Below are 25,573 nucleotides of genomic sequence, written 5' to 3'. Positions count from 1 at the left end.
TTTAATTATTAAGCAGCAGGTAAACTTAAATAAAATGTGGTTCCTGTGCCCATAGTTGTTTCAAACCAAATTTTACCGTTGGCATTTTCAATGGAGTTTTTGATGAATGCAAGGCCTAAACCCGTTCCGGAGCTTTTGGTGGTAAAGTTTGGCTCAAAGATCTTTTCACGCATCTCTTCCGGAATCCCGTTACCGTTATCTTTGATGGTAAGCAGGATATTTTTGCTGGTTACCAGGTAATTGATATCTATGATGCACTTCCTATCCTGAGGGGTGGCTTCAATAGCATTTTTCAACAGGTTATTAAAACAGCGCAATAGCTGGTCACGGTCGGCATTGATAATGAACGCATTTTCTGGTTGCAGATAGGTGATCTGCACATTATCCATCTGTTTAAAAATGGTAACTGCCTGGTTTAACATATCAAAAATATTGATCTGCTCAATGCGGGTATCCGGCATCTTGGCAAATGCCGAAAACTCCGACGCTATCGACGACAGGCTTTCGATCTGCTCCACAAATGACTTGCTGAAACGTTCAAATTTTTGATCAAACCTGGGATCTTTGTCCTTCCATGATTTATCAAGCAGTTGTAAGCCCAGTTTTAGCGGCGTTAGCGGGTTTTTAATTTCATGCGCCACCTGTTTGGCCATTTCGCGCCAGGCGCTTTCGCGTTCGGATTGTGCCAGCCGCTGGGCACTGTTTTCAAGGGCCGATATCATTTTGTTATACTCCTTAACCAATGCGCCGATCTCGTCATCGCGCGACCATTTGATGTGTTCGTTCTTTTTACCGTAGATGGTTTTGCTGAGGCTTTGTTGTATAAAGTTTAAGGGCGCGGTTATCTGCCTTGCTATAATGATGGCAAACAAGCCAATTGCTATAAAAACAATGGCGTAAACGTTTATCATCACATTAAGCAATGAGCTTATGCGCTCGCGGTAATCGGCTTCATTACTAAAATAAGGAAGTTGGATATAGGCAACCGTTTTGTTTGATGCAGTAAGGGTTACCGGGGCATAGGCCGCTTTATAGCTCAGTTCGCCAATTTTCTCGTCGTTTACGAACTCGGTTTTTTGCAATTTGCTTAAAAAGATGAATGCACGGGCGTTCATCCGTTTTGCCACGAGGCCGTTTTCATAAATTTTAGGCTGAGTGGTTAGTAAGGGAACACCGTTGGTATCAAACAAAGTAAGATCGGTTGCGTAAGTATTGGCCAATTCATTAAAATGAACCTGGCTCTCCTCATTGAGATGCTCAACATACTGGGTAAAAAGGCCGTTTTCAAATGCCGATGCTATACGGGTTATTTTATCCCTGATCATTTTTTCCTGCTGGGTATAGTACTGGTTACTGATGGATAAAAAAGTAATAAAACCAACAAGCACCAGGGTAACCACTACGGCCAGTATCATCGAGATCTGGATGCGGGTTTTATACAATACCTTATCAAAATTTATCCTGAAGTTTATCTTCAGCCCGTCTTCGGCTATGTTAAAGATCTTGATGCGGGCCCATGACCATTTTAAAGTGATGATAACCGCGCTGAATATCAGTATAACCACCAAAAAGAAGGTGAGCGAAGTAACCGCATAGTAAAGTGAGTTTTCCTCCCTGCTAACAACAATCAGGTTTCTTTCACTGGGCCTGTATATCAGGTGATTGTATGTTGTAAAGCTTTCGTACCAGGCGGTGCTGTGGTTTTGCGTGGTTTTTTCGGTGTATTTTTTCAGGTCGCCTTTAAACTCCCTGTTATCAAGCGAGTAAACATAGGTGCCGCGCTGGCTCAGCAATTTGTTATCGCTATAAAAGGCGTATGAATAATCTTTAAAGTCATTTTCCGGGCTGATGTTGCCGTCAATCAATAACTCAGGGAAAGCGCCCGATAATTGCAGCGGTTTTGATTTAAGCTCAATTACAATAGTGCCCAATTGCTTATTACTGGTATTTACAGGCAGTATGGCAAAGTAATTCTGATATCCGAATGATTCATTTTCGCGGTAAAAATAATCGGATACCTTAAATGAGCTGTATAGTACGAGGTCTTTAAATACACTCAGCGAGTAGTTTTTATCTGCCGATGTAGGTTCATCATTGGCATCAAATTCATGAACTTTAAACTCGTACTTTGACAGGTAGCCATCAAAATAAAGTTTTTGGAAACGGGTTTTTAGATAATCGCCGTTGTGCAGGCCATTGATAAAATAGCGTACTATGGCCGTATCCGTTATAATTTGATTTTCTATCCTTTTAAAAATATAATCGGCTGTGGCATCATCCGGGATCTCCAGTTTTTGTACCAGGGCCTTTCGGGTTTCGTGCTCTTTCAGATCTTCAAAATGATTAAGCTTAATGGCCGCTATCAGGGCACAAATAAACACGATACCTAAAAACGATGTGGCAAAAAGCTGCCCTTTATAGTAAATAAAACTATAGCCCCTTATCAGTACCAACAGTGCCCACAATATGTAAAACAGCGTAAATTCATGAAAATAGGCAAATACGACGGTAGCCATGATAATTCCGGACAAAAACAGGAATAACTGGTGCGTTCGGGGTACGTTAAGCTTCAGACATATGGTTAAAATGATTTCATTGAGCAGGTAAAATATCAAAAAGCTAAAACACAGCATTAATACCCCCAATATGCTGAACCCCGTTAAGCTGAGTACATTGTTTACATCAAAATTGATTTTTGAGTTGATAACCAGGCCATGAAACAAACGCAATAACGATGTTGACACCCCTATAAGCGTTAAAATAGCAACAACCACAATAACATAGCCGGCAGTTTTGCTCTGTACATTGGTTAAAAACCTGCGGCGCTGCCTGTACACAAAGGCTACAAACCAAAAAATGACCAGGATATTGATACAAAAATCGCCCAGCGAAGGATAAACCAGGCTTGAGCCATAAAATGCCGGATTGAAAATGCTAAGCTTATACGTAAAATCGGGCAGGTTATAATGCAGGTTAACAAACCTGAACAGCGCAATATATAAAGCAAGGAATATGATAGATAATACCACATACCCTTTTGATGCCACGTAATTGCAAATATTATGCATCAGTACACAAAGCGTAATGGCGGTGAGGATCCAAAATGAAAGTTCATAATAAACAAAATCATTATTGGCGTCATTATTTTTAAGCTTTACCGAAAACAGGTAATCATTATCGCTGCTATGAACTTCATAAACGTTGACATCTGTAAAATCGGCTATGTCAATGTTATCATCATCGAGCAGATCCCTGGCAAATTTGTTTTGAAGGTATTTGTTCTGGAACGCGTAATTGATCTTAACCGGAATAAAAAAGATAACGGAAAAATTTCCCTCCGTTTTCCGGAACGTTTCATAATACCCGTTGGGCTGCTTAATAAAGGAATAACCATCTTTAATGGTATTGGTACTATCGGGCAATACTTTTATGCCACTCCAAAAGCTTAATTTATTATTGGTTAAGGTTATAAACCAAATGTTGTTTTGGGTGGTAAAATTTTCAATAGCATTAATAGCGTCCTGCTCATTATTGCGCAGGTTCATCATCTTTTTAAAACGTTCGGTGCCGTTAAGTTGTTTATTTATAAACGCTTCTTTGTTATGGAGGTTATCTTCCAGTATCCGGGCAGACTGCACAAGGCTGTTTACGGGCGTATATGTTTTTTGAACAATAACGGCCGTAAGCAGCAAACTAAGCCCTAAAAGGGCAAGCAATAGACGTATTTTTCCGGAAGTAGTCAAGATGTTACTATACTATGGATTTTTTGTTTAATACAAGCCTATAACAAAAATAAAAGCCACATGTTGTATGTGGCTTTTAAAAATTATTGCGGTAACGCGGCGCTTGCAGTTTCGACGGTTTTATCAACCTTTTTAACAAGGCCCTGCAGTACGTTGCCCGGCCCTACTTCGGTAAATGAGGTGGCACCATCTTCAAGCATATGCATTACGGTTTGTGTCCACCTAACGGCACCGGTAAGCTGGGCTATCAGGTTATGTTTAATCAGTTCAGGATCGGTATAGGGCTTGGCATCTATGTTTTGATAGATGGGGCAAACCGGGGCTTTGATCTCGGTAGCCACAATCGCGGCTTCCAGTTCAACCCTCGCGGCTTCCATTAACGGCGAATGGAAAGCTCCGCCTACTTTAAGCTTTAGCGCACGTTTTGCACCGGCTTCGGTCATTTTAATACAAGCCTCGTCAATACCGGCAATGGAGCCCGATATCACCAGCTGGCCGGGGCAGTTGTAATTTGCAGGCACAACAACCTCGCTAATGCGCTGGCAAATGTCTTCTACCGTAAAATCATCCAGGCCTAAAATAGCGGCCATGGTTGATGGTTGTATTTCACAAGCTTTTTGCATAGCGTTGGCACGTGCTGCTACCAAACGCAAGCCATCTTCAAATGACAAAGCACCCGCGGCTACCAGGGCCGAAAATTCACCCAGGGAGTGGCCCGCAACCATTTCGGGCTTAAAATCATCGCCCAAAACTGTGGCCAAAATGGTTGAATGTAAGTAAATAGCAGGTTGGGTAACGCTGGTTTGCACCAGGTCATCGGCTGTGCCTTCAAACATTACATCAGTAATGCGGAAACCCAGGATTTCGTTGGCTTTTTCAAACAGCTCACGTGCTTTTTCTGATTGATTGTACAGGTCTTTGCCCATACCCGGAAACTGGGCGCCCTGGCCCGGGAAAATATATGCTTTCATTTTGCCCCCTAACCCCCTAAAGGGGGAATATTGTTTTAGTGGTTTATAAATATAATTATTAGCTCCTTACTCCCCCTTTAGGGGGCCGGGGGGCTCTTAACTCAATTTCGAACTTATCAAATTCAAAAACTCAGTCCTGGTTTTTTCTTTCAGGAACTCGCCGGTAAAGGCCGACGTGGTGGTTACCGAGTTTTGTTTTTGTACGCCGCGCATGCTCATGCACAGGTGGCGACATTCAATTACCACACCAACGCCTACAGGGTTCAGTGTTTGCTGAATACAATCGCGGATCTCGTTGGTTAAACGTTCCTGCACCTGCAAACGGCGGGCAAATACATCAACCACACGTGGAATTTTGCTCAAACCAACCACATGCCCGTTAGGGATATAAGCCACGTGCGCCTTGCCAAAAAATGGCAGCATATGGTGCTCGCACATCGAATAAACTTCAATGTCTTTTACTACAACCATCTGGCTGTAATCTTCCCTGAATTTGGCCGAGTTCAGGATCTCTTCGGCATTAAGCTCGTAACCGTGGGTTAAATAAAGCATGGCTTTGGCAACGCGCTCGGGGGTTTTTAACAAGCCCTCGCGTGCGGCATCTTCGCCTATTTGCTTTAATACGTTATGGTAGTTATCTTTCAAACTATCAATCCGGTCCTGGTTATAACGATCTATTTTAATGTATCCGCCGAAATCGTCATCGTCGGTATCCTGGCTAAATTGTGAGTCGCTCATTTTATAAAATTAACCGCCAAAATACTCGGCAGAATTATTTTCAGTTTCGTAAAGCTTAACCGAATGTAAAAACACACCCTCATAAGCTTCTATAGGTCCTTTTAACTGGTTAAAGATCTCAATGCACAGCAACTCGGTCGATGCCATTTTGCCCGCCATAAAATCAACATCCTTGTTGATGTTTTTATGGTCGAGCTTTTCAATAACATACTCGTTGATTATAATTTTAAGCTCTTTTAAATCGATAAGATAACCGGTAGCGTGCGTGACTTCGCCCTTTACAGTTACAAACAGGTTGTAATTGTGACCATGCCAGTTGGGGTTGGCGCATTTGCCAAACACCTCAAAGTTTTTTTCAGCGCTCCATTCCTCACGGTACATCCGGTGAGCGGCATTAAAATGTTCCTTGCGCGTTATATGTATCATCATAACAAAAGTGGGTGCAAATATACAAAACAAAAACAGGGTAGTTGTTTTATATTAGCCGTCAAAATAATGCAATATGCTTATACTCATTGTTGCAGCTACCAAATTTGAGATTGAACCCCTGGTAAACCAACTGGGCAATAAGGTTGATGTATTAATAACCGGTGCAGGCATGGTACCAACAGCCTTTGGCATGGCCCGGCAATTAGCCAACCATACTTACGACCTCGTGCTTAATTTGGGCATAGCAGGCAGCTTCGACCGTAATTTCCATTTAGGCGATGTACTGGAAATAACCGAAGACACCTTTGCCGAACTTGGCGCGCAGGATGACGAAGCTTTTATCCCTATCGATACCCTTGGTTTTGGAGAAAGTGTTTTTACGCCCACAACATCGCTTGAGGAGATTTATCCAAACTTTTTTCTGAAAAAGGCAAAGGCTATAACCGTTAATACGGTGCACGGCCACGAGCCATCCATCCAAAAAGTACGGCAACGGTTACACCCGCAATTGGAAAGCATGGAAGGCGCGGCTTTTTTTTACGCCTGCCAGCAAATGAACGTACCGGGCCTACAGATCAGGGCAGTGTCAAATTATGTTGAGAAACGTAATCGTGAGGCCTGGAACATTGGGCTGGCCATTAAAAATCTGAATACATTTGCCATCGACCTGGTGAGCCAGATCATTAACAGTTAATACTACCCTCATGAAACTAACGCTCGGGTTTTCGCCCTGCCCTAACGATACATTTATTTTTGATGCCCTCATCCATCATAAAATTGATACCGAGGGCCTGGAGTTTGAAGTATTTTATGATGATGTAGAAACGCTTAACCAAAAAGCTTTTCGCGGCGAATTGGACATTACCAAGTTAAGTTACCATGCTTTTGCTTATGTAACTGACAAGTATGTACTGCTTGACTCGGGCAGTGCGCTTGGTTTTGGGGGTGGGCCTATGCTTATTTTCAACCCACCGATAACGCGCTTTGTAAATGATGAGGATAAAGAAATATTTAAGGGAGAATCGGGCACAAGTGAAAAAGTTGATTTAGTGCCTATTGTTTCTAAATCCAAAATTGGGATCCCTGGAAAATATACAACTGCCAATTTCTTACTAAGCCTCGCGTTTCCGGAAGCAAATAACAAAACAGAAATTGTTTTTTCTGAAATAGAAAATTCTGTACTAAACGGAACCATTGATTTTGGATTGATCATCCACGAAAACAGGTTTACTTATCAGGACAGGGGACTGGCTAAATTAATCGACCTTGGCGATTACTGGGAAAAACGTACGGGTTGCGCCATCCCGCTTGGCGGCATTGTAGCTAACCGTAATTTACCGCTGGATGTTCAGCATAAAATTAACCGGGTGCTGCGTAAATCGGTTGAGTTTGCTTTTGCCAATCCAAAATCAGGCCTGGAGTTCATTAAACAACACGCCCAGGAAATGAGCGAAGAAGTGATGTATAAACACATCGAGCTTTATGTAAACCAATACTCAATTGAACTTGGCGAGGAAGGACGTAAAGCTATTAACCTGATGTTTGATACTGCATTGGAGAAAGGGGTTATACCGGAGGTGAAGCAGGGTATATTTTTGACTGATTAGTCTAACCGCATTGCTTCCAAAAACAAAAGAGGGACTCACCAAAATGCGTCCCTCTTTTGTTTATATCTATCCAATCAGCTATCAATACAACAAAGCATCATAAGGATACCTTTCAGTATGTATAGCCTTCACTTCCTTATAAAGTAAGGCCCTGAACTCTTCCACATTTTCCTTTTTAGTTGCCGAAATAAATATGGCTGGTGCATTGTTCTTCGCCATCCAGCTTTGTTTAAAGTCTTCCAGCGTTAATGGTTCTTCCTGTTGCGGCACCTGGTGATCTTCGGGTTTAAAGGCATCTATTTTGTTAAATACAGTAATAATGCGTTTATCAATAGCGCCGATATCTTTGAGGGTTTCATTAACCGTACGGATCTGATCTTCAAAATTTGGGTGCGAAATATCCACTACATGGATTAGGATATCGGCTTCGCGGGTTTCATCAAGGGTTGATTTAAAACATTCAACTAAATGGTGAGGTAGTTTACGGATAAACCCTACCGTATCCGACATCAGGAAAGGCAGGTTTTCAATCACAACTTTCCTCACCGTGGTATCTAAGGTAGCGAACAGCTTATTCTCGGCAAAAACTTCCGATTTGGCTATCATATTCATGATGGTTGATTTACCTACGTTGGTGTATCCCACCAGTGCGGTACGCACCAGCTGATGGCGGTTTTTGCGTTGTGTTTCGTTCTGTTTATCTATCTGCCTTAGCTTATCCTTTAGTAAAGAGATTTTATTCAGGATCAAACGACGGTCGGTTTCAATTTGCGACTCGCCCGGGCCGCGCATACCAATACCACCTTTCTGGCGCTCAAGGTGGGTCCAGAGGCGGGTAAGGCGGGGCAGCAGGTATTGCAATTGCGCCAGTTCAACCTGGGTTTTGGCCTGCGCCGTTTGGGCACGGCTTGCAAAAATATCCAGGATCAGGTTATTCCGGTCCAGGATCTTTACCTGCAGCTCGTTCTCAATATTACGCAATTGCGATGGCGAAAGGCCATCATCAAAAATAACTATATCAATTTCTTCTTCTTTAACGTAGGCTTTAATATCTTCCAGTTTACCTGAGCCAACAAAAGTTGCCCTGTCCGGGCGCTGTAGTTTTTGAGTGAAATGGCCCACCGTTAACGCTCCCGCGGTGCTGGCCAAAAACTCGAGCTCTTCCAGGTGTTCCTTCTCAATCTCATCGGTTTCATTGGGCGTTATTACACCTACAAGTACCGCTTTTTCCTGCTTCACAGCAGTATCATAAAATTTTTGTTTCATTAATTACAGTATATCAATCCAAATGCCAGTTAAATAAATGTACGTAAACGGGGCTATGAAATAAAATTTTAATGTCAAAATAACATACGCGGGAATAAATTCATGACAGGAACTTTCATTATGAAAAATTAAATTAAAATGACTAAAAAAATTTGCTTTTAAATATTCCGGTAATTGTTATTTTTGATTTGATTAAACCTCATCACGATGAACAGGCTCTTACTGCTGCTTGGAGCAGCCCTATTTGCGTTACCGGTAAACGCTCAAAAAAAAACCGAGACCCCTTCTAAAGTTTTACCCTTTGGCAAAATTGAAATTGCCGACCTTGAAATGGCCAAATGCGATTTTGAGCCCGATGCCAATGCCGAAGTTCTTTTTAACAAAGGCGATGTTTATTACGATAGTTCATTTGACATTAGCGGCGAGTACCACAAACGGATCAAGATTTTTAACGATAATGGTAAAGATGAAGCCAACATCCGTATTGAATATTACGGCGGTAACCGGCTGGAATATATTACCGATGTGCAAGCCGAAACCATTAACCTGGTTAACGGAAAGCCCGAAATAACCAAACTGGATAAAAAACTTATCTATACCCAAACCATTGATAAGGTACGCAATGCCATTGTATTTTCAATGCCCAATGTTAAAGCGGGCTCGGTAATTGAATACAAGTATAAATATCATACCGCTTCGATAAGCAATTTCCCGTCGTGGGATTTTCAGCAGAAAATACCGGTGCGGTACAGCGAGTTGGATACGTCTATTCCCGATCTGTTGTATTTCCGCACGGTGAACCACGTTTGGATGCCTTATTCAAAAGCAACCCATGATTCAGAAGCCCGCACCATGCCCGGCACAAATCCTTTATCATATAATGATGAAAAAGATTTTAGGGTTATGGAAAACATCCCTTCGCTGCATGATGAGCCTTACATGCGCTCATATACCGACAATATCATGTCGTTACAGTTTAACCTTACTTCTGTAAAATCAAGCTATGGCTTTTACAAGTCATATTCAGATACCTGGGCTAAAGTGGGCGGCATTATTGCCGATGATGAAGATTTTGGCGGCCAGTTAAAACGTAAATTAAAAGACGAAGAGCCCATTATCACCAAAGCTAAAACCTTTAAAACTGATGATGAAAAAATAGCTTACGTTTTTAACCAGGTAAAAACCCTCATGAAATGGGATGGCGTTGACCGCTGGTATACCAACGACGGTACTTACCGGGCATGGGAAAAGAAAACGGGCAATTCGGCCGAGGTAAATATTATTTTATACCACCTGCTTAAGCAATCGGGCATTAAGGAAATCTACCCAATGATTGTGAGCACCCGCGAACACGGAAAAGTGAACCGCTTCAACACCTCGCTTTCGCAGTTTAACCGTGCAGTGGTTTACATTCCTGTTGATAGCACAAAAGAGTATATACTTGATGCTACAAACAAATACAATTTATATAATGAAACACCCGATATGCTACTGAATTCATCGGGTTTGTATATTGATAAGCAGGCCAACACTTATGATATGCTTTATATTACAAAAGAAAGCCCGGCCAGGCAGGTGGTCATGATCAATGCCGACATTAAGGCGGATAGCAAAATGACCGGAACTGCAGATATCAGCAGCTTCAGCTATCACAAAATAAGCAGTGTTGAACGTTATAAAACCGATGGTGAAAAAAAATATATCGACTACATAAAGGCTAACGACAATAACCTTAAAATATCATCATTAAAAATGAAGGATATGGAGTCAGATACCCTGCCACTGGTACAAAATATAGCTTTTGACCTGGAGCTCACCGGTTCCGACGGAACATATATTTATTTTAACCCCAACCTTTTTACCCCTATACGAACCAACCCTTTCCTGAGTGAAAAGCGCGCTACTGATATTGACTTTGGGCACCGTAACAGGTATGAGATAAACGGCACCTACAAAATTCCGGCAGGTTATAAAATTGATGCGCTGCCAAAAAGCATACGCATGGTTATGCCCGATCAAAGTATAAGCCTTAAACGTTTTATTGCCGAACAAGATGGAATGATTGTAGTGCGATATGTTATATCATACGAAAAGGCTTTTTACGAAAAAGAAAATTATCCTGAGCTGAGAGAGTTTTACAAACAAATGCAGGATATGCTTACTGAGCAGATAGTACTTAAAAAAGCCTGATCGATAACATGAGCACTACATACCTTTACCGGCTGCTAACTATTGCAGGCATTGTCATTTTATCAATCAAGAGCTATGGACAGGATAAAAACCTTCCAAAAGAATTTTATATAGCATCAACCATCCCCGATTCATTAAAGGGAGAAGCAAATTCAGTTGTGCGGTATTCTTCAGACGAGGTTACCGTAAAAGCAGCTGGTAAAATGACGCTAAAGCATCACGCCATCATTACTGTTTTAAATGAAAAAGGTGATGCCGCCGCACAACTTGGCCTGGGTTACGATAAAAAATTCAGCAGTGTTGATAACGTGCAAATGCTGGTTTACAACGCTGATGGAACGATGATAAAAAAATATCACAAGAGCGATTTTTATGATTATGCCGCTACCGATGGGATCTCGATTGTAACGGACGACCGGATGCTGGCCATGAAACATCCGATATCTGCATATCCAACTACTATTGAGGTAATTTTTGAGGAGGACATGAACAGCTATCTCGATTTGGGCGAATGGGAAATTCAACGGCCCGAGCGGGCAGTCCAAAACGCGGAGTATACTGTCCTGGTCAATCCCTCGGTAGGCTTCAGGTACATGAATAAGAATACTACCATCAAGCCCGAAAAAACACCTGCCGGAGAGTTTGAAAAGTACACCTGGCATGTAAAAAATTTAAAAGCTATAAAGCCCGAAGACGATGCTGAATCATGGCAGGTTATGCCGCGGATCATGTTTGCAGCAAACTCATTCCAGTTTGGTGGTATTCCCGGCGATATCAGCACCTGGCAAAATTTTGGCAAATGGCTGCAGGCCCTCAATGCAGACGTATGCTCGCTTAGTCCGGAGCGGATAGCCGAGGTTAAAAAAATGACGGCCGACTTTAAAACAGACAAAGAGAAAGCCCGGTTTTTATACCAATACATGCAGCAAAACATGCGCTATGTAAGTATCCAGCTCGGCATTGGGGGTTTAAAGCCATTCCCGGCTACATTTGTCGACCAGAAAAAGTATGGCGATTGCAAGGCCTTATCAAACTACATGTATGCCTTATTAAAGGCAGCTGATATTCCATCGTATTATGCCATAATAAACGCAGGTTCAAACGAAGAGCCCGCTGATCCTGCATTTCCAAGCGATCCCTTTAATCACATTATTTTATGTGTCCCTTTTAAAGGCGATACTACCTGGCTTGAGTGTACCAATATGCAAAAGCCATTCGGTAAGCTTGGCCCATTTACCGAAAACAGGTATGCATTGCTGGTTACCGAAGATGGGGGCAAACTGGTTAAAACGCCACGCAGTACAGATATTGACAACCAATTTAATAGCGAGGCGCATGTGGTACTTGACGCGGATGGCGGCGCAAAGGCAACACTTAAAATTTTAAGCACAGGCGAATACCGCGATGATTACCTGGGTATAGCCGCCTTAAAAACCGACGAACAAAAACAGGTACTGATTAAGATGCTGAACATGAAGCAGCCATCAGTTTTTGAGTTCAAGCCATCAACAGATAAAGACGGCATAAAAGAACTGGACATTGAGCTGGAGTACGATAAATTTTGCGATGTATCGGCGGGCAACAAGCAGTTTTACAAACCCCGTGTTTTTGATCTGTGGAAAACAACCGTACCCATACTTGAAAAACGAAAAAGCGATTTCTTCTTTGAAATTCCCATGTTAAAAACATGCGTTACCACCATTGATTTGCCTGCCGGCTTTGAAATTGATGCTTTGCCTGCCGATCAAAGCCTTAAATTTACTTACGGCACTTATGATGTTAAGTATGTTTATGACGCAACTAAAAACCAGGTGGTAAGCACTACCAAATTCAATTTAAAAAACCATGTGATCCCTGCCGCCAAATACACCGAATTGCAGGTTTATCTGGATGCGATAGCCAAAGCCCAAAATAAAAAGCTGGTGATCCGCCGTAAAGCATAAATTTGCGCCTGATGATATTCAGGCTCGACGAACGTTTAATATTTCCGAAGCCCGATCTGGCCGAACCAGACGGGCTTTTGGCTGTTGGCGGCGATTTGAGTACCGAACGGTTATTGCTGGCCTATCAAAACGGCATTTTTCCCTGGTATAGTGATGATACGCCTATCCTGTGGTATTCGCCGCACGAGCGGTTTGTTTTATTTCCTGATGAGTTGAAAGTATCCAAATCCATGCGGCAGGTATTACGCTCCGGCAAACTGAACGTTACTGTTGACACCTGCTTTACCGACGTTATAACAGCCTGTTCAACCGCTCCGCGCGAAGGGCAGGACGGCACCTGGATTGTGCACGATATGATAGCTGCATACAATCGCCTGCATTTGGAAGGCTATGCCCACTCTGTTGAGGTATGGCAGGATGACAAGCTGGTCGGCGGCCTTTACGGTGTACACGTAGGTGATGTTTTTTGTGGTGAGAGTATGTTTAGCCGCGTCAGCAACGCTTCAAAAACAGCGCTCATCTATCTGTGCAATACAGGGCTTTACAAGCTTATCGATTGCCAGGTACACACCGGTCATCTCGAATCGCTTGGAGCAAGGATGATAAGCCGGGAGCAATATATGGATGTATTGCTAAATAATTTAGTTTGATTAGTTACCTTTGAGCCATATGCAGCAGGTGGTAAATTTAAAGGAAAGGATCATTTTAGGTATCGACCCCGGCACAGCCGTTATGGGTTACGGACTGCTAAAGGAAACCGGCCCTAAAATTGAGCTACTTGCTATGGGCGTAGTAAAAATGCCCGTTACCGACGATCATATGCTTAAGCTGCAGCGCATCTTCGAAAAAACCGTTGCCCTCATTGATAACTACCACCCCGATTGCCTGGCCATTGAAGCTCCGTTTTATGGCAAAAACATACAGGTAATGCTGAAACTCGGCCGTGCGCAGGGCATGGCCATAGCCGCTGCATTATCGCGCAATGTAGACATCACCGAATACGCTCCCCGTAAAATAAAACAATCGATAACCGGCAATGGGAACGCTACCAAAGAACAGGTAGCCGCCATGCTGCAAAGCCTGCTAAAATTTAAAGAAACCCCCGATTTTCTGGATGCTACCGATGGTTTGGCTGTAGCTGTTTGTCATTCATTTCAACGGATCCCCACAGGTTCGGGTTCCGGAAAATCGGGCTCTAAAAAATCATATTCAGGTTGGGATACTTTTGTGAAAGACAATGCCAAGCGGATTGTGAAATAAGATTATCCATCAAATGTAGAGACGCATAATTGCGTCTCCCACATGCAAATTACAATAGACCATCATACGGCATGTCCTATGGACGCAATTATGCGTCTCTACATTAACGTTATATTTTAATATCTTACGGCTTCACCACACTTTTCACATACTTATCCACACGCCCGTCTTTAATCACCCCTTTCCAGTTTAAGCCAAAACCGAAATCATATTTATTGCCCTGCTCGTCAACATAGCATTTCATATCGTGCGGCACATCCTCAAACTGGGCTTCAACGGTTTTCATATCTGCCGGCATTTGCAACGGCAGCAATGCTGATGGCTCTGCTTTACCGGTCATGATATCAAGTGAAGCCTGGCCTTGCACGCCGAAATCCACAATGATAGCATTGGCATCCTTTTCAAATTCAGCAAATACCATCGGATTGTTCATATTAACAGATACAATAACCGGCTTCCCTTTCATTTTGGCATAAGTATCGGTAACCATAGCCAAATCGGTAACATTAATAGCAGTGCTTGATTTACCCTTGTAAGTACGGTTGGTAAATTTCTCCAGCGGGTCGCCACCTGCTATACTGGTAGCGCGGGCATCGGTGGCCGTGTATGCTCCGTATTGCAGGTTAACCGGTACATATCCTGTTCCTCCGTTTTTAGCGTCGGCACTGTTATACCCCCCTCCACTATTGGGGCTGGCAATAAACACTAATGCATAATCGGCTTCATCAGGGTTATCGGTTACTTTAAAATATTTTTTAACAGTTTCCATATTTACAGGATATTCCAATTTTTCAGGTGTCTCCATTCCCAAAAAGTTCCTGCCAGCCGGAGTAAATTTTTTAGGTACATATACCGTTTTGCCGCTTTGTAAAGGCAATATATTAGCCTTGTTTTTCAACATCACTATGGATTTAAGCTGCGCCTGGTAACCTGCATCCATAAACTCGGGTTTGCCAACAGTTTGTTTGGAAACCTCAGGCTCCAGGTAAGGGTTTTCAAACAAGCCAGTCCTGAAAATATTGCGCAATAACCTCACTGCCGATTGCTCAAACCTTGCCCGCATAAACGCTTCGCCATGTTCTTTTATGCCTATCTGGTACGCTTCAACAACCGGGGCAACCTCATTATTGCCGCCAAACTGATCAACACCCGCCATCAGCACCTTGTAATGGCGCTGCGCTATAGAAAGGCCTTCTACGCCCCATGATTTGCCCGAAAGGAATGAATCAACCGTAGTTTCATCGCCGGTAACCAGCCAGTCGGTACAAACTACGCCATCGTATCTGTATTTTTTACGGAGGAGGTCGTTAATAATATAGGAGTTATAATTATTGGCGACGTTTTCGTGGTTTTTGATATCCTGGTTATAGGAGATGGTATAATAAGGCATCACGGCCGCAGCCATGCCGGTTTTACCCTGCAGCTTAAATGCGCCCTCGGTAAAAGGGATCAAATGTTGCTTAAAATTATTGCCCGGATAAACCGCATACTTGCCATAAGCATAATGCGCATCCCTGCCACCCTCTCCTGCACCGCCGCCTGGCCAGTGTTTAACCATAGCGTTTACGCTGTTATAACCCCAGCCATTTTTAATTTCCTTTTCGGCAGCCGAGGTTTGGAAGCCATCAATATAAGCACGGGCCATATCGGCAGCTAACTGCGGATCTTCGCCAAAAGTGCCGCTAACACGTGCCCAGCGTGGATCTGTAGCGATATCAACCTGCGGCGAAAGTGCTGTTGAGATACCTAAAGCCCGGTATTCCTGCGCAGCTATATGCCCAAAGTTTTTCACCACTTCAGGATCAAAGGTTGCAGCCAATCCAAGCGAGCCCGGCCACATGGAAATAGCCCCTCCTGCCCCGGCATTGTATTCGGCTGTTGCCACGGTGCCATGGCGGGGATCGGAACTGTTATTGTTGGGAATACCCAAACCCAGACCTTCTACAAAAGCCTGCGCGTTATTATTCCATTGCGCGGCTATTTCAGGACTTTGTACCGATGTTACCAGCACATGCCTTACATTATCCTTAGCTAAAAATTGTTTTTGCTGATCAGACAGGTCTGATGGCTTGGCACCGCTTTCAACAAAAATTTTATTGTTATAAGTACCGGCGAATGGCCCGCCCGCCGCCGCGGGGATGGGTTGATGACGGCTGTACAACATCAACCCGGCAATTTGCTCCACGCTCATTTTTGAGGCGAGGTCTTTAGCACGTTCATCAACAGGTAAGCGCCAGTCTTCGTACTTATCCAGCTTGCCGTTCTTGTTCAGATCTTTAAAAGCAAAGCCATCAACGGTTAATATTTTCACACCCGATGTAGTAGCGTAGCCCAGGTTTTGCCCGCCTGTATTAGTAACAAAAGCAATATCGCCCGCTTTTCTTTCTGTCCACTTAGTTTGTGCTATAGCAGCGGTTGCCGGCAGCAGGGCCAGCAGGGTTATCAGTTTAATTGGTTTGGCCATAATCATTCATGATTCAGGTTAAAGAAAAAAGCCCCTGCAAAAAATATTGCAGAGGCAGGGGTTGGTTTTACTTTAGTTTTAGTTCTTTTATGGTTTGTTCGGGCAGCAGCGCCTTGTTTACTTTTTCAACAGTGATATCTTTGGCGAGGCTGAAAGATGCCGTCTCCTCAATTTTGCGCGATGATGAACCTATTTTCACTTTATAGTCTCCTTCATCAGCTATCCAGGCCTGCCTGTTGGTATAAAACGAAGCCAAATCTGCTGCTTTGATAGTAAACGTTAGTGTTTGAGATTGGCCCGGTGCGAGCAGCTTTGTTTTACCAAAAGCCTTCAGTTCATCTTCCGGTTTGTCCAGGTCCTTTTTAGGAGCAGCGAGATATAGTTGCACCACCTCTTTGCCGGCAACATCACCGGTATTTTTAACAGTCACAGTAGCGGTGATCGCGTTTTTGAAAACCTTTGAGCTCAGTTTCAAATCGCTGAATTTAAAGTTGGTGTATGACAAGCCATAGCCAAACTCATAGGCCGGGGTAACTTTAGCGGCATCGTAGTAACGATAACCTACATAAATACCTTCCTCATAGATAACCTGGGTTGGTTTACCTTCGGGCGTACCGGGGAAATTATTGGCCGATGGCACATCTTTATAGTCGGCCGGGAAAGTGGTCGCCAGTTTGCCCGATGGGTTTACTTTACCGCTTAACACATCGGCAATGGCGTTACCGGCTTCCAGGCCTGGCTGCCAGGCTAATAAAATCCCGTCAACCTTATCGCGCCAGGCGGTAACATCAACCACACCACCAATATTAAGCACAACAATTACCTTTTTGCCTTTTGCATGAAAAGCGTTGGCAACACCGCTGATCAGCCCTTTCTCCGCATCGTTTAAATAATAATCGCTTTCCAGTTTACGGTCGGCACCTTCTCCGGCATTACGGCCTATCGTGATCAGCGCTTCATCAGCACCGTTAGCTTCCTCGCCTACGATAGCGTTCACATCCATTTCGGGTATTGGGGCTGGATGGTCAAAAAAGTTTTTAGGCTTTGGCTGTTTGGCCTTCATATCGGTAAGATATGCTTTGTAATTATTCGAAAGCGTTTCCTGTAGCTTAAAGTTAGCATTGGCCAGACCCTGCATTAACGAAATGGTATAGGCTTTGTTCACATCGCCGCTGCCGGTACCACCTGCAATAATATCATACGAGGTATTGCCAAACACTGCAATCCTTTTACCGGCACCAAATGGCAGTGCATGGTCATCATTTTTTAAAAGTACCATACCCTGCGCGGCTGCCTCGCGGGCTACAGCAGCGTGACCGGCCAGATCAGGAGCATCAGAGTATTTATATTTTTTAAACGTAGGTGATTGTATAATTACATTCAGGATACGCTCGACATTGGCATCAAGTTGCTGAGCGCTAAGTTTCCCGCTTTTTACAGCAGCCACTATGTCATCAGATTGGGTTGGGTTACCGGGCATCAACAGATCGTTGCCTGCTTTCATCTGCGCTACGGCATCTTTACCGCCAAACCAATCAGTCATGACAAAACCTTTAAAACCCCACTCCCTTTTAAGAATGGTAGTGAGCAGATCGCGCCTTTCAGACGTAAAAGTGCCGTTCAGTTTGTTATATGACGACATCACTGTCCAGGGTTGTGCTTTTTTTACCGCAATCTCAAAACCGCGCAGGTAAAGCTCGCGCATAGCACGTTCGCTTACTATGGTGTTGATGGAGTTACGGTTGGTTTCCTGGTTGTTAGCCGCATAATGTTTAATAGAAGTACCTACCCCGTTTGATTCGATACCATTGACAATGGCCGCGGTCATACTGCCGGCCACTAAAGGATCTTCAGAATAATATTCAAAATTCCGGCCGCCGAGCGGGTTGCGGTGAATGTTGAGGCCTGGTGCAAGCAAAATATCCACACCATATTCGCGCACTTCGTTACCAAAGGCAACGCCAACTTTATTTACAAGCTGTGTATCCCAGGTTGAGGCCAGCAAGGTGGCAACCGGGAACGCCGTAGCATAATAGGTTTTTGATTTATCGCCATTGCGGATAGGCTCGATCCTCAACCCTGCCGGACCATCAGATACCGTGATAGACGGGATGCCTAAACGTGGAATAGCATGCGTGCGACCGGCAGCTCCGGGTACTTTTTCGGGGATATTATAAGCATCCGGATCAGAGGGTGGTAATTTAAAACCGCCTATATCAATTGCCTCAGGTTTTTTGCCCTTTACCGGCGGCGGTACGCCCGGCATCTTAAAACCCATTCCCACAACAAGCTTCGATTTTTCTTCGAGTGTCATGGCAGCAACAATCTGCTTTACGTTTGTTGCGCTTAATTGTGGGGCAGGGCTTTTGCTTTGGGCTTGTATTGCCTGGTGGATGCCACCGGCAAATAAAACGCATGCTAAAGCAACGTGTAGTTTGTAGCTCGTTCTCATTTTTTAAAATTAAATAGGTTAAAGGGGCTAATTGGCGATAACGACAGCAATGAAAATATACTCTTTGTGTCATTATTACACAATAGTAAAAATTAAGTTTTACAATAGCAAGTTTTATCGATGAATAGATGAAGAATACGGATGGGAAGGTAGGAATTAGACGATAAAATGGGATAATGATAAATTTTAAACTACCTGTTATTCTGAACGATAACAAAGAATCTTTTCAAGATACAGAGCCGCTATACAGGGTGAAGAAGATACTTCGTTCCTACCCATGACATGTTAAAAAAGGCGTTCTTCGTCAGCAGGTAAGCTTCGGGCGAAAACGGGCGGAACATGCAGGGAATGTGCAACTGCAGGGGCATAACAAGTTTCATAGAGTGCTCGTCATATTAAGGTAACTAAATGTGCAATGTAGTAATCGGCATCAGTCATTAAGTGATACCGCATTGTTAATAGGGGTTTACGTTTTTTAAATTATAAAGCTGTTAGGCTTCCTTGGTTAGGCGGTCAACTTCCTTTAAAATTGAGGGCAGCCTATATTCTCCATGCATATTATGGATTAAGGACGCTGCTGCCGCGAGATCAATGCCGATTGACGAAACAAACAAATGCTTTTCACTCTTACCCCGTTGGATCTCAATGACCTTATCTTCGGTATTTTTAAACAATGATTTTGCGACACCTATCACAGCTACCTTATGATCGATGCTTTCCCACAATCTGCCTCCTAAGCCAAAATCGCCATTATTATTAATGAAAACATTTCCGTCAATGATAATGGCATTAAGCTTTCCTAATTCAACTTTCTCTAAAAGTTTAAGAATACAAGGCAATTCACGCTTATAAAATTCGCCAGGAACATACTCGTCAACACCATTAATGTAGGTTGTAATATATTGGACCGCCTTGGCCGCTTTAGGTTCGAAAAAAGCACCAACCACCTTTGCTAATGCACCTTTATAGTGAACATCTATGGCCAAAATCATGGGTTGAATAATTTCTGTGTTAAAGTTTCTGGTTACTATCAATAAATGGTGCAATAACCATTTGATAAAATCCGGTATCAGCTGCCTCCGCGGATAAATAAAAAAGGCCGAAAACCGTGTATCTTCTTATGGTTCTGCATCCCAGTTATGTTGATAGACAAGGTCTCCACTTGTATCCCATTCGCGTTGCATTCCGTAAAGTTTATTAAATCTTTGAAAGTATTCCCTTTCTTTCTGGCCATTTGCAAAATAGGTCCGCCTTACACCGTCTCTGTGTCCGTTTTTAAATTCCTCTTCATAAATGAGCACTGCATCGTTATTATATTCCACAATTGTCCCTGTGAAAGGGAGCCCCAGATAATACAAAATCTCTCCGCCGCCGCTATCAAAACCTTCATTTTGTAAATCGTCATATTCTACTCTTAATTCCATAGTTTTTAACTTAAAAAAATCAGCCAGGAGATTTGATCGTATTTTCGCCGACGGTTCAATAAAATACCAGTCAGAACTAAGGCTTGGATGATCTCACGGTTCCGGGCCCCAGTCATATTGATCAATTAGATTTCCGTTTATATCCCATTCCCGATAAAGACCATAAGGGTTATTAAATCGAATAAAACCTTCCAGTTGTTTCTGACCATTGGGAAAGAATGAGCGTTCGATGCCATCCCTGTGACCATTCTTGAATTCCTCTTCGTGGATCAACGTTCCATCGCTGGCGAGTTCCAGCACCATTCCAGTAAAAGCTTTTCCCTTATAGTGCAAGATTTCACCACCGCCGCTGTCAAAACCAGCTGTTTGCAAATCGTCATATGCTACTCTTAATTCCATTATCAAAAGGGTTATCGCTACTTAAAAATCTCTTTATGCGGCTGTTTATCAAAGCAGTCAATGGTGATGTAACAACATTAATCCAGTTATCTCTATTATAAAGATCTCCGTCAAGGAATGCTTCGTAAACAGTAGGATCATCTTTTCCTTCGTCCAAGTATACAAAAAGGAATTGATCACCGGCGTTGTATACATCAATTACGTAAAATGGTCTCGAAATAGTCCTATTGCGCCCGAGAAATGTCAAATATTCCCTCGAAGTTAGTTGCATTTCAGCCTGACTATCGTTTAATCCATAATCAAGAACGTAACAATATCCGCCTGCTAAAAGCAAAAGCTCACGAAGCGCTGCGGGAAACTGATTTCCTCCGTTATATAAATTTTCCAACGCGATAATTTCTTCTATCGAAATAGCACGCGCAATCTTTTTTATACCAGAATTCATTGCTGTCGCCGACCGATTATCGTTCAACAATGTCATATATTTTATTTCCATAACCTATTTAGCTTTTTACATTAACCATGGCTGTCACACCGGGAGCTCAGTAAATTTTATTGAAATCTGCTTCTCATCTTTGCTGGCAAAATCCATCAATGCGAGTAAATATCTTTGACAATTGGTACAACACTATAAAATTGCTGTTATTTAAATAGCAAATTTATCTCCGAATCTACACTATGCAACAGAGTAGGTAAATCAAATACTCTCAGACCGAAACATTCCACTCTCATTTCTGACGCGAGTATGCAGGGTAAGACTGAGTGCTTTGGGGTACTCGTGACTTTTCTAATATTAGATTCTTCGTTCCTCAATGACGCTTGTTTAATACGAAGCGAAGTCGGCATTCTACGCCAACACCTCTTCCAATACATCGGCCGATTTGATATTGCCGAAGCCTTCGATATGCATAGCGTAATATTCCAGCAGCTTTTGTACCAGGTAGCGGCGTTCATCGTTGCTTAGTTTAAGCAGGTGCATGTCTTCAAAGCCGGTTTGTAATACCAATCCAAAATTTGGGGTGTGGGGCGGCGAAAGATAGGAAATGCTCTCGGGCTTGTAACGGGTAAATTGACCATTTTTAATATCGAAATAATCAGCTTCACCCGCCATGTAGCGGTCGGGGTAAAAGCCGAGGTAACGGGTAAGCCGGGTTAAAAATACCAGGTGAAAGTTAGCAACACTTTCTGTTTGATGATCGAGCCATTCAATAGCGCTGAAAATAAAGTCGAACAGGTTCTCATCCGGCGATTGCTGCTTGATGGCTTTATATAGCACCTCGTTCAAAAATATGGCTATACAGCTCTTAATCACATCGTAAGGGATACTGAGCAATACCGGCGCATTCTTTAATTCGGAAATGCGCTGCACGCTGCCTGTATTTTTGTGATAAACCACCAGATCTAACAAATGCAGGGGTTGCAGCATGTTCCTGCCTATCTTAGCCTTGGGCTTTTTAGCACCATTAATGATGTACGATTGCAGACCAAATTTCTCGGTAAAGATCTGTACGATCACACTGCTTTCACCGTAATCGGTAGCCCTGAATATGATACCCCGGGTTTTATGCAGCATGCCTTATCAATAAAATGATCTTCGGTAAAAAAATAACTATCCCGGTTATCAACGCGAATAATGCAGCCACAACAACGGCTCCGGCAGCTATATCTTTTACATGCCCCGCTTTTTCGTTATAAGTAGGCGAAACCAGGTCGGTCAGTGTTTCGAGCGAAGTATTGAGTAATTCGGTGATAAGCACTACGGTAATGCAGGCCGTAAGCCAAAGCCACTCGGCAGTTGAGATCTGAAAAAGTAAGCCCAGGATTACTGCAATCGTTCCGGCCACCAAATGAAACCTGAAGTTAGGCTGGGTTTTAGCAGCATACCCCAAACCCTTAAACGCAAAACCAAAACTGCGTACCAACCTTTTCATGTTCAAAAATACAAAGTTTAGGCACAAATGCGGATAGCGCATTTACAGCGCTCCTGCCATAGGTAACGGCACCAATAGCAAAGGGCATAATACAAGTGTTCAACTTTTAAAAAACTGGTGTTCAACTTTTTCTTTTACCAAAACACAAAACCCTGATTATCAATATAAAATCGTTCAAATATCCAAAAACAGCCAATTCAACAAAACATAACTCACTGATTATCAAGGTCAATATTTTATAAAAAAACAACAAGTGTTCAGCCCTAAAAAAGTTGAACACTAAACGCCGCAAGTAGATCAAGCGATAACGTACAATCCTTTACCCGTTAACTCATTGTCACATTATCACTATCATTAATAGGCAGATAACGCATTTTTTGTAGTTTTGCGCCTCTCTCTTATATATTGTTAATAATGTTCTGGAAACATATAGCTTCTGCAATTCTTAAAAACAGGCTGATAATTTTTATTTGCGTTTTGGCGCTAAGCGCTTTTATGGGTTATGAAGCTTCGAAAGTAAAAATAACCTTCAATGGCGGTAAGGTACTTCCGGTTACCGATTCGGCATTTATCCGCTATGCCGAGTTTAAGAAAACCTTTGGGCAGGATGCCTCATCAATGGTTATCGGTATTAAGTCGCCCAATATTTTTGATAAAGATGTTTTTAACGACTGGTACCAGATTGGCGAACAGTTAAAGAAAATAAAAGGGATCAAGGCTGTGATCTCGGCGGCTAATATCTATAACCTGCAAAAGGACACCTTGCAACATAAGTTTGTGCTCAAGCCTTTGGTTAGCGGTCCGCTGCAAACCGGCGCAGCAGTTGACAGCATAAAACAACAACTTACATCCATGCCTTTTTATAAGGGGTTGATTGTAAGTAACGATGGCCAGAGTACCCTGATGGCCATCACTTTTGATGACAAGATCATTAATACGCCATTCCGCGTACCTATTATTAAAAAGATTGATCAACTCGGGCAGGCATTTGAAAACAAGCATAATATCAAAGTACATTATTCGGGTTTACCGCTTATCCGCACGGTGGTTGGTGACCTGGTAGCCCATGAGTTTTCGTTGTTCCTGAGCCTTTCGGTAGTTATTACCGCTCTTATCCTGCTGCTATTTTTCCGTTCGGTATTCCCGGTTATTTTCCCGGTGCTGATCGTGATATTGGGTGTAATATTCAGCCTTGGTATACTGCAAATGATGCATTATGAGATGACATTATTAACCGGTATCATCCCGCCGCTTATTGTGGTTATCGGGATCCCTAACTGTGTATTTATCCTCAATAAGTATTTTCACGAGTATGGTATCAGTGGTAATAAAATGGCTGCTTTGGAGGTTGCCGTTGAGCGAGCAGGTATCACCACCTTTATAGCCAACGTTACTACGGCTATTGGCTTTGGTGTGTTATGCTTTACCAATAGCGAATTGCTTACCCAATTTGGTTTAATAGCATCAATTGGTATCATGGGAACCTTTGCCTTGAGCCTTATTTTGGTTCCTATTATATTCAGTTTTCTGCCTGCACCAAAGGCAAGCCAAACCGGTATTAAAGACAGTAAACTGATGGACGGCTTATTAGCCACTTTAGATAAGCTGGTGCATACCAAACGTAAAACTATTTATTTAACCACCGTCCTATTGGTTGTCATCGCCATTGTTGGTATGATCAGGATCAATATCAATGGCTATGTGGTTGACGACCTGCCCCAAAGCAACAACACCCTGCACGACCTTAAATTTTTTGAATCGAATTTTAACGGGGTGCTTCCTTTAGAGGTTAGTATCGATACCAAACGCAAAAACGGGGTAATGAATCTGGCTACTATCCGCAAGGTAGAGAAACTGGAAAAACTGATCTCTTCCTACCCGGAGTTTAGCCGTTCGGTATCATTGATCCAGGTGTTGAAATTCAGCACACAGGCATTTTACGGCGGCAGTCCTGAATATTACCGCCTGCCCGACGCATTGGAGCAAAACTTTATCCTCAACTATGCCGGCAACTCAGGCAAAGGTACAAGCGGCCTGCTAAAAACCTATCTGGACAGTACTCACCGCGTTACCCGTGTTACCTTTGAAATGGTTGATGCCGGTTCAAAAAAAATGAATACCGTACTGGCCGAATTGCAACCACGCATCGATTCGATCTTTAACCCGAAGAAGTTTCATGTTGAGCTGACTGGGTCGAGTATCATATTTATAAAGGGCACCAACTACCTGTTGAAAAACCTATATGAAAGCCTGGCGTGGGCTATTGTACTTATCGCGGGCGTAATGTGGATCCTTTTCCGGGGTATAAGAATGATTGCCATATCACTGGTGCCAAACCTTATTCCTCTTGTTATCACAGCGGGCATCATGGGCTTTTTCGGTATCCCGCTTAAACCATCAACCATATTGATTTTCAGTATTGCCATGGGTATCTCGTCCGACCAGACCATTTACTTCATTACCCGTTACCGTCATGAATTACGCCACAGCAAAAAGAGCATCTCGCAAATAGTTTCAGATACCATTCGCGAAACCGGGGTGAGCATGATCTTCATTGCTACGGTACTGTTTTTTGGGTTCGGTATTTTCGCGATATCAAATTTTGGCGGCACCGTTGCCCTGGGCGTACTATTATCTATAACCTTGCTGGTGGCTATGATCAGTAACCTTACGTTGCTGCCTGCGTTTTTGTTATCACTTGAAGGTGGTGTTGATCGTAACAAGATCAAGGGGCCGGATATTGATGAATAGAATTA

Annotated in this window: 20 protein-coding genes; 7 read left to right on the top strand and 13 right to left on the bottom strand. The window is 42.9% G+C overall.

All coding sequences use genetic code 11. From position 1 onward, the window contains the following. Positions 1–8: 8 nt before the first annotated feature. From ACEN82_RS26785 to ACEN82_RS26770, 4 genes are all read right to left on the bottom strand, one after another. The gene (locus tag ACEN82_RS26785) at positions 9–3,743 is read right to left on the bottom strand and encodes an ATP-binding protein (protein ID WP_413321491.1); all 3,735 of its coding nucleotides are present in this window, start codon (positions 3,741–3,743) and stop codon (positions 9–11) included. Between the two features lie 83 nt (positions 3,744–3,826). Then, positions 3,827–4,714 (bottom strand): ACP S-malonyltransferase, encoded by an 888-nt coding sequence (gene fabD / locus ACEN82_RS26780; protein WP_413321492.1) that lies wholly within the window; start codon positions 4,712–4,714, stop codon positions 3,827–3,829. A 96-nt stretch (positions 4,715–4,810) separates the two neighbouring features. Then, positions 4,811–5,452 carry a GTP cyclohydrolase I FolE gene (folE, locus tag ACEN82_RS26775; protein ID WP_090534521.1) on the bottom strand — a complete coding sequence of 214 codons (642 nt, stop codon included), beginning with the start codon at positions 5,450–5,452 and terminating at the stop codon, positions 4,811–4,813. A 9-nt stretch (positions 5,453–5,461) separates the two neighbouring features. After that, positions 5,462–5,878, bottom strand: coding sequence for a 6-pyruvoyl trahydropterin synthase family protein (locus tag ACEN82_RS26770; RefSeq protein ID WP_090534603.1), 417 nt, complete (start codon positions 5,876–5,878; stop codon positions 5,462–5,464). A 76-nt stretch (positions 5,879–5,954) separates the two neighbouring features. Between ACEN82_RS26770 and mqnB the strand changes: the two genes are divergently transcribed. Together mqnB and ACEN82_RS26760 are read left to right on the top strand one after the other, a co-directional pair. Next, positions 5,955–6,575 carry a futalosine hydrolase gene (mqnB, locus tag ACEN82_RS26765; protein ID WP_413321493.1) on the top strand — a complete coding sequence of 207 codons (621 nt, stop codon included), beginning with the start codon at positions 5,955–5,957 and terminating at the stop codon, positions 6,573–6,575. 10 nt (positions 6,576–6,585) lie between these two features. Continuing rightward, positions 6,586–7,488 (top strand): menaquinone biosynthesis family protein, encoded by a 903-nt coding sequence (locus tag ACEN82_RS26760; RefSeq protein WP_413321494.1) that lies wholly within the window; start codon positions 6,586–6,588, stop codon positions 7,486–7,488. A gap of 81 nt (positions 7,489–7,569) precedes the next feature. On the opposite strand, the gene hflX is transcribed toward ACEN82_RS26760, so the two are convergent. Continuing rightward, on the bottom strand, positions 7,570–8,754 hold the full coding sequence (gene hflX / locus ACEN82_RS26755; protein ID WP_413321495.1) for a GTPase HflX: 1,185 nt from the start codon (positions 8,752–8,754) through the stop codon (positions 7,570–7,572). Positions 8,755–8,961: 207 nt separating this feature from the next. Between hflX and ACEN82_RS26750 the strand changes: the two genes are divergently transcribed. Genes ACEN82_RS26750 through ruvC form a run of 4 tightly spaced genes read left to right on the top strand, consistent with a single transcriptional unit; the run spans position 8,962 to position 14,147 of the window. Next, complete coding sequence (locus ACEN82_RS26750) at positions 8,962–10,944, top strand: DUF3857 domain-containing protein (protein WP_413321496.1); 1,983 nt, start codon at positions 8,962–8,964, stop codon at positions 10,942–10,944. Positions 10,945–10,952: 8 nt separating this feature from the next. Then, positions 10,953–12,887 (top strand): DUF3857 domain-containing transglutaminase family protein, encoded by a 1,935-nt coding sequence (locus ACEN82_RS26745; RefSeq protein WP_413321497.1) that lies wholly within the window; start codon positions 10,953–10,955, stop codon positions 12,885–12,887. A gap of 11 nt (positions 12,888–12,898) precedes the next feature. Then, positions 12,899–13,537, top strand: a complete 639-nt coding sequence (aat, locus tag ACEN82_RS26740; protein ID WP_413321498.1) for a leucyl/phenylalanyl-tRNA--protein transferase — start codon at positions 12,899–12,901, stop codon at positions 13,535–13,537. Positions 13,538–13,556: 19 nt separating this feature from the next. Further along, a complete protein-coding gene (gene ruvC / locus ACEN82_RS26735) occupies positions 13,557–14,147 on the top strand; it encodes a crossover junction endodeoxyribonuclease RuvC (protein ID WP_413321499.1) in 591 nt (196 codons plus the stop codon). 124 nt (positions 14,148–14,271) lie between these two features. On the opposite strand, the gene ACEN82_RS26730 is transcribed toward ruvC, so the two are convergent. The 8 genes from ACEN82_RS26730 to ACEN82_RS26695 form a co-directional block, all read right to left on the bottom strand. Next, on the bottom strand, positions 14,272–16,611 hold the full coding sequence (locus ACEN82_RS26730; RefSeq protein WP_413321500.1) for a glycoside hydrolase family 3 protein: 2,340 nt from the start codon (positions 16,609–16,611) through the stop codon (positions 14,272–14,274). Between the two features lie 67 nt (positions 16,612–16,678). Next, the gene (locus ACEN82_RS26725; protein WP_413321501.1) at positions 16,679–19,063 is read right to left on the bottom strand and encodes a glycoside hydrolase family 3 C-terminal domain-containing protein; all 2,385 of its coding nucleotides are present in this window, start codon (positions 19,061–19,063) and stop codon (positions 16,679–16,681) included. A gap of 491 nt (positions 19,064–19,554) precedes the next feature. After that, positions 19,555–20,097 (bottom strand): endonuclease V, encoded by a 543-nt coding sequence (locus ACEN82_RS26720; protein ID WP_495644150.1) that lies wholly within the window; start codon positions 20,095–20,097, stop codon positions 19,555–19,557. 84 nt (positions 20,098–20,181) lie between these two features. Continuing rightward, positions 20,182–20,487: a toxin-antitoxin system YwqK family antitoxin gene (locus tag ACEN82_RS26715; protein ID WP_413321503.1), complete on the bottom strand. Its 306-nt coding sequence runs from the start codon at positions 20,485–20,487 to the stop codon at positions 20,182–20,184. A gap of 93 nt (positions 20,488–20,580) precedes the next feature. Next, a complete protein-coding gene (locus ACEN82_RS26710) occupies positions 20,581–20,886 on the bottom strand; it encodes a toxin-antitoxin system YwqK family antitoxin (RefSeq protein ID WP_413321504.1) in 306 nt (101 codons plus the stop codon). Then, positions 20,864–21,382 carry a hypothetical protein gene (locus ACEN82_RS26705; protein WP_413321505.1) on the bottom strand — a complete coding sequence of 173 codons (519 nt, stop codon included), beginning with the start codon at positions 21,380–21,382 and terminating at the stop codon, positions 20,864–20,866. Before ACEN82_RS26705 ends, ACEN82_RS26710 begins: the two co-directional genes overlap by 23 nt. Before the next feature lie 351 nt (positions 21,383–21,733). Beyond that, the gene (gene recO, locus ACEN82_RS26700; RefSeq protein ID WP_413321506.1) at positions 21,734–22,459 is read right to left on the bottom strand and encodes a DNA repair protein RecO; all 726 of its coding nucleotides are present in this window, start codon (positions 22,457–22,459) and stop codon (positions 21,734–21,736) included. After that, complete coding sequence (locus ACEN82_RS26695; protein ID WP_413321507.1) at positions 22,449–22,817, bottom strand: diacylglycerol kinase family protein; 369 nt, start codon at positions 22,815–22,817, stop codon at positions 22,449–22,451. Before ACEN82_RS26695 ends, recO begins: the two co-directional genes overlap by 11 nt. Positions 22,818–23,231: 414 nt before the next feature. Between ACEN82_RS26695 and ACEN82_RS26690 the strand changes: the two genes are divergently transcribed. After that, entirely contained in the window at positions 23,232–25,568 is a 2,337-nt protein-coding gene (locus tag ACEN82_RS26690) for an efflux RND transporter permease subunit (RefSeq protein WP_413321508.1), read from the top strand. Positions 25,569–25,573 lie beyond the last annotated feature (5 nt).

It is taken from the genome of Mucilaginibacter sp. Mucisp73 (assembly GCF_059491465.1).
The sequence above is the reverse complement of the archived record's forward strand: the minus strand, read 5'-3'. Positions and strand labels throughout refer to the sequence as shown.

What these genes read in the sequence shown, in the direction of transcription:
- ACEN82_RS26705 (WP_413321505.1), bottom strand. Translation starts at nt 21,382, where the DNA reads ATGGAAATAAAATATATGACATTGTTGAACGATAATCGGTCGGCGACA.
- ACEN82_RS26750 (WP_413321496.1), top strand. Translation starts at nt 8,962, where the DNA reads ATGAACAGGCTCTTACTGCTGCTTGGAGCAGCCCTATTTGCGTTACCG.
- ACEN82_RS26725 (WP_413321501.1), bottom strand. Translation starts at nt 19,063, where the DNA reads ATGAGAACGAGCTACAAACTACACGTTGCTTTAGCATGCGTTTTATTT.
- ACEN82_RS26730 (WP_413321500.1), bottom strand. Translation starts at nt 16,611, where the DNA reads ATGGCCAAACCAATTAAACTGATAACCCTGCTGGCCCTGCTGCCGGCA.
- ACEN82_RS26760 (WP_413321494.1), top strand. Translation starts at nt 6,586, where the DNA reads ATGAAACTAACGCTCGGGTTTTCGCCCTGCCCTAACGATACATTTATT.
- ACEN82_RS26690 (WP_413321508.1), top strand. Translation starts at nt 23,232, where the DNA reads ATGTTCTGGAAACATATAGCTTCTGCAATTCTTAAAAACAGGCTGATA.
- mqnB (WP_413321493.1), top strand. Translation starts at nt 5,955, where the DNA reads ATGCTTATACTCATTGTTGCAGCTACCAAATTTGAGATTGAACCCCTG.
- ruvC (WP_413321499.1), top strand. Translation starts at nt 13,557, where the DNA reads ATGCAGCAGGTGGTAAATTTAAAGGAAAGGATCATTTTAGGTATCGAC.
- ACEN82_RS26695 (WP_413321507.1), bottom strand. Translation starts at nt 22,817, where the DNA reads ATGAAAAGGTTGGTACGCAGTTTTGGTTTTGCGTTTAAGGGTTTGGGG.
- ACEN82_RS26715 (WP_413321503.1), bottom strand. Translation starts at nt 20,487, where the DNA reads ATGGAATTAAGAGTAGAATATGACGATTTACAAAATGAAGGTTTTGAT.
- ACEN82_RS26745 (WP_413321497.1), top strand. Translation starts at nt 10,953, where the DNA reads ATGAGCACTACATACCTTTACCGGCTGCTAACTATTGCAGGCATTGTC.
- recO (WP_413321506.1), bottom strand. Translation starts at nt 22,459, where the DNA reads ATGCTGCATAAAACCCGGGGTATCATATTCAGGGCTACCGATTACGGT.
- hflX (WP_413321495.1), bottom strand. Translation starts at nt 8,754, where the DNA reads ATGAAACAAAAATTTTATGATACTGCTGTGAAGCAGGAAAAAGCGGTA.
- aat (WP_413321498.1), top strand. Translation starts at nt 12,899, where the DNA reads ATGATATTCAGGCTCGACGAACGTTTAATATTTCCGAAGCCCGATCTG.
- fabD (WP_413321492.1), bottom strand. Translation starts at nt 4,714, where the DNA reads ATGAAAGCATATATTTTCCCGGGCCAGGGCGCCCAGTTTCCGGGTATG.
- ACEN82_RS26710 (WP_413321504.1), bottom strand. Translation starts at nt 20,886, where the DNA reads ATGGAATTAAGAGTAGCATATGACGATTTGCAAACAGCTGGTTTTGAC.
- folE (WP_090534521.1), bottom strand. Translation starts at nt 5,452, where the DNA reads ATGAGCGACTCACAATTTAGCCAGGATACCGACGATGACGATTTCGGC.
- ACEN82_RS26770 (WP_090534603.1), bottom strand. Translation starts at nt 5,878, where the DNA reads ATGATACATATAACGCGCAAGGAACATTTTAATGCCGCTCACCGGATG.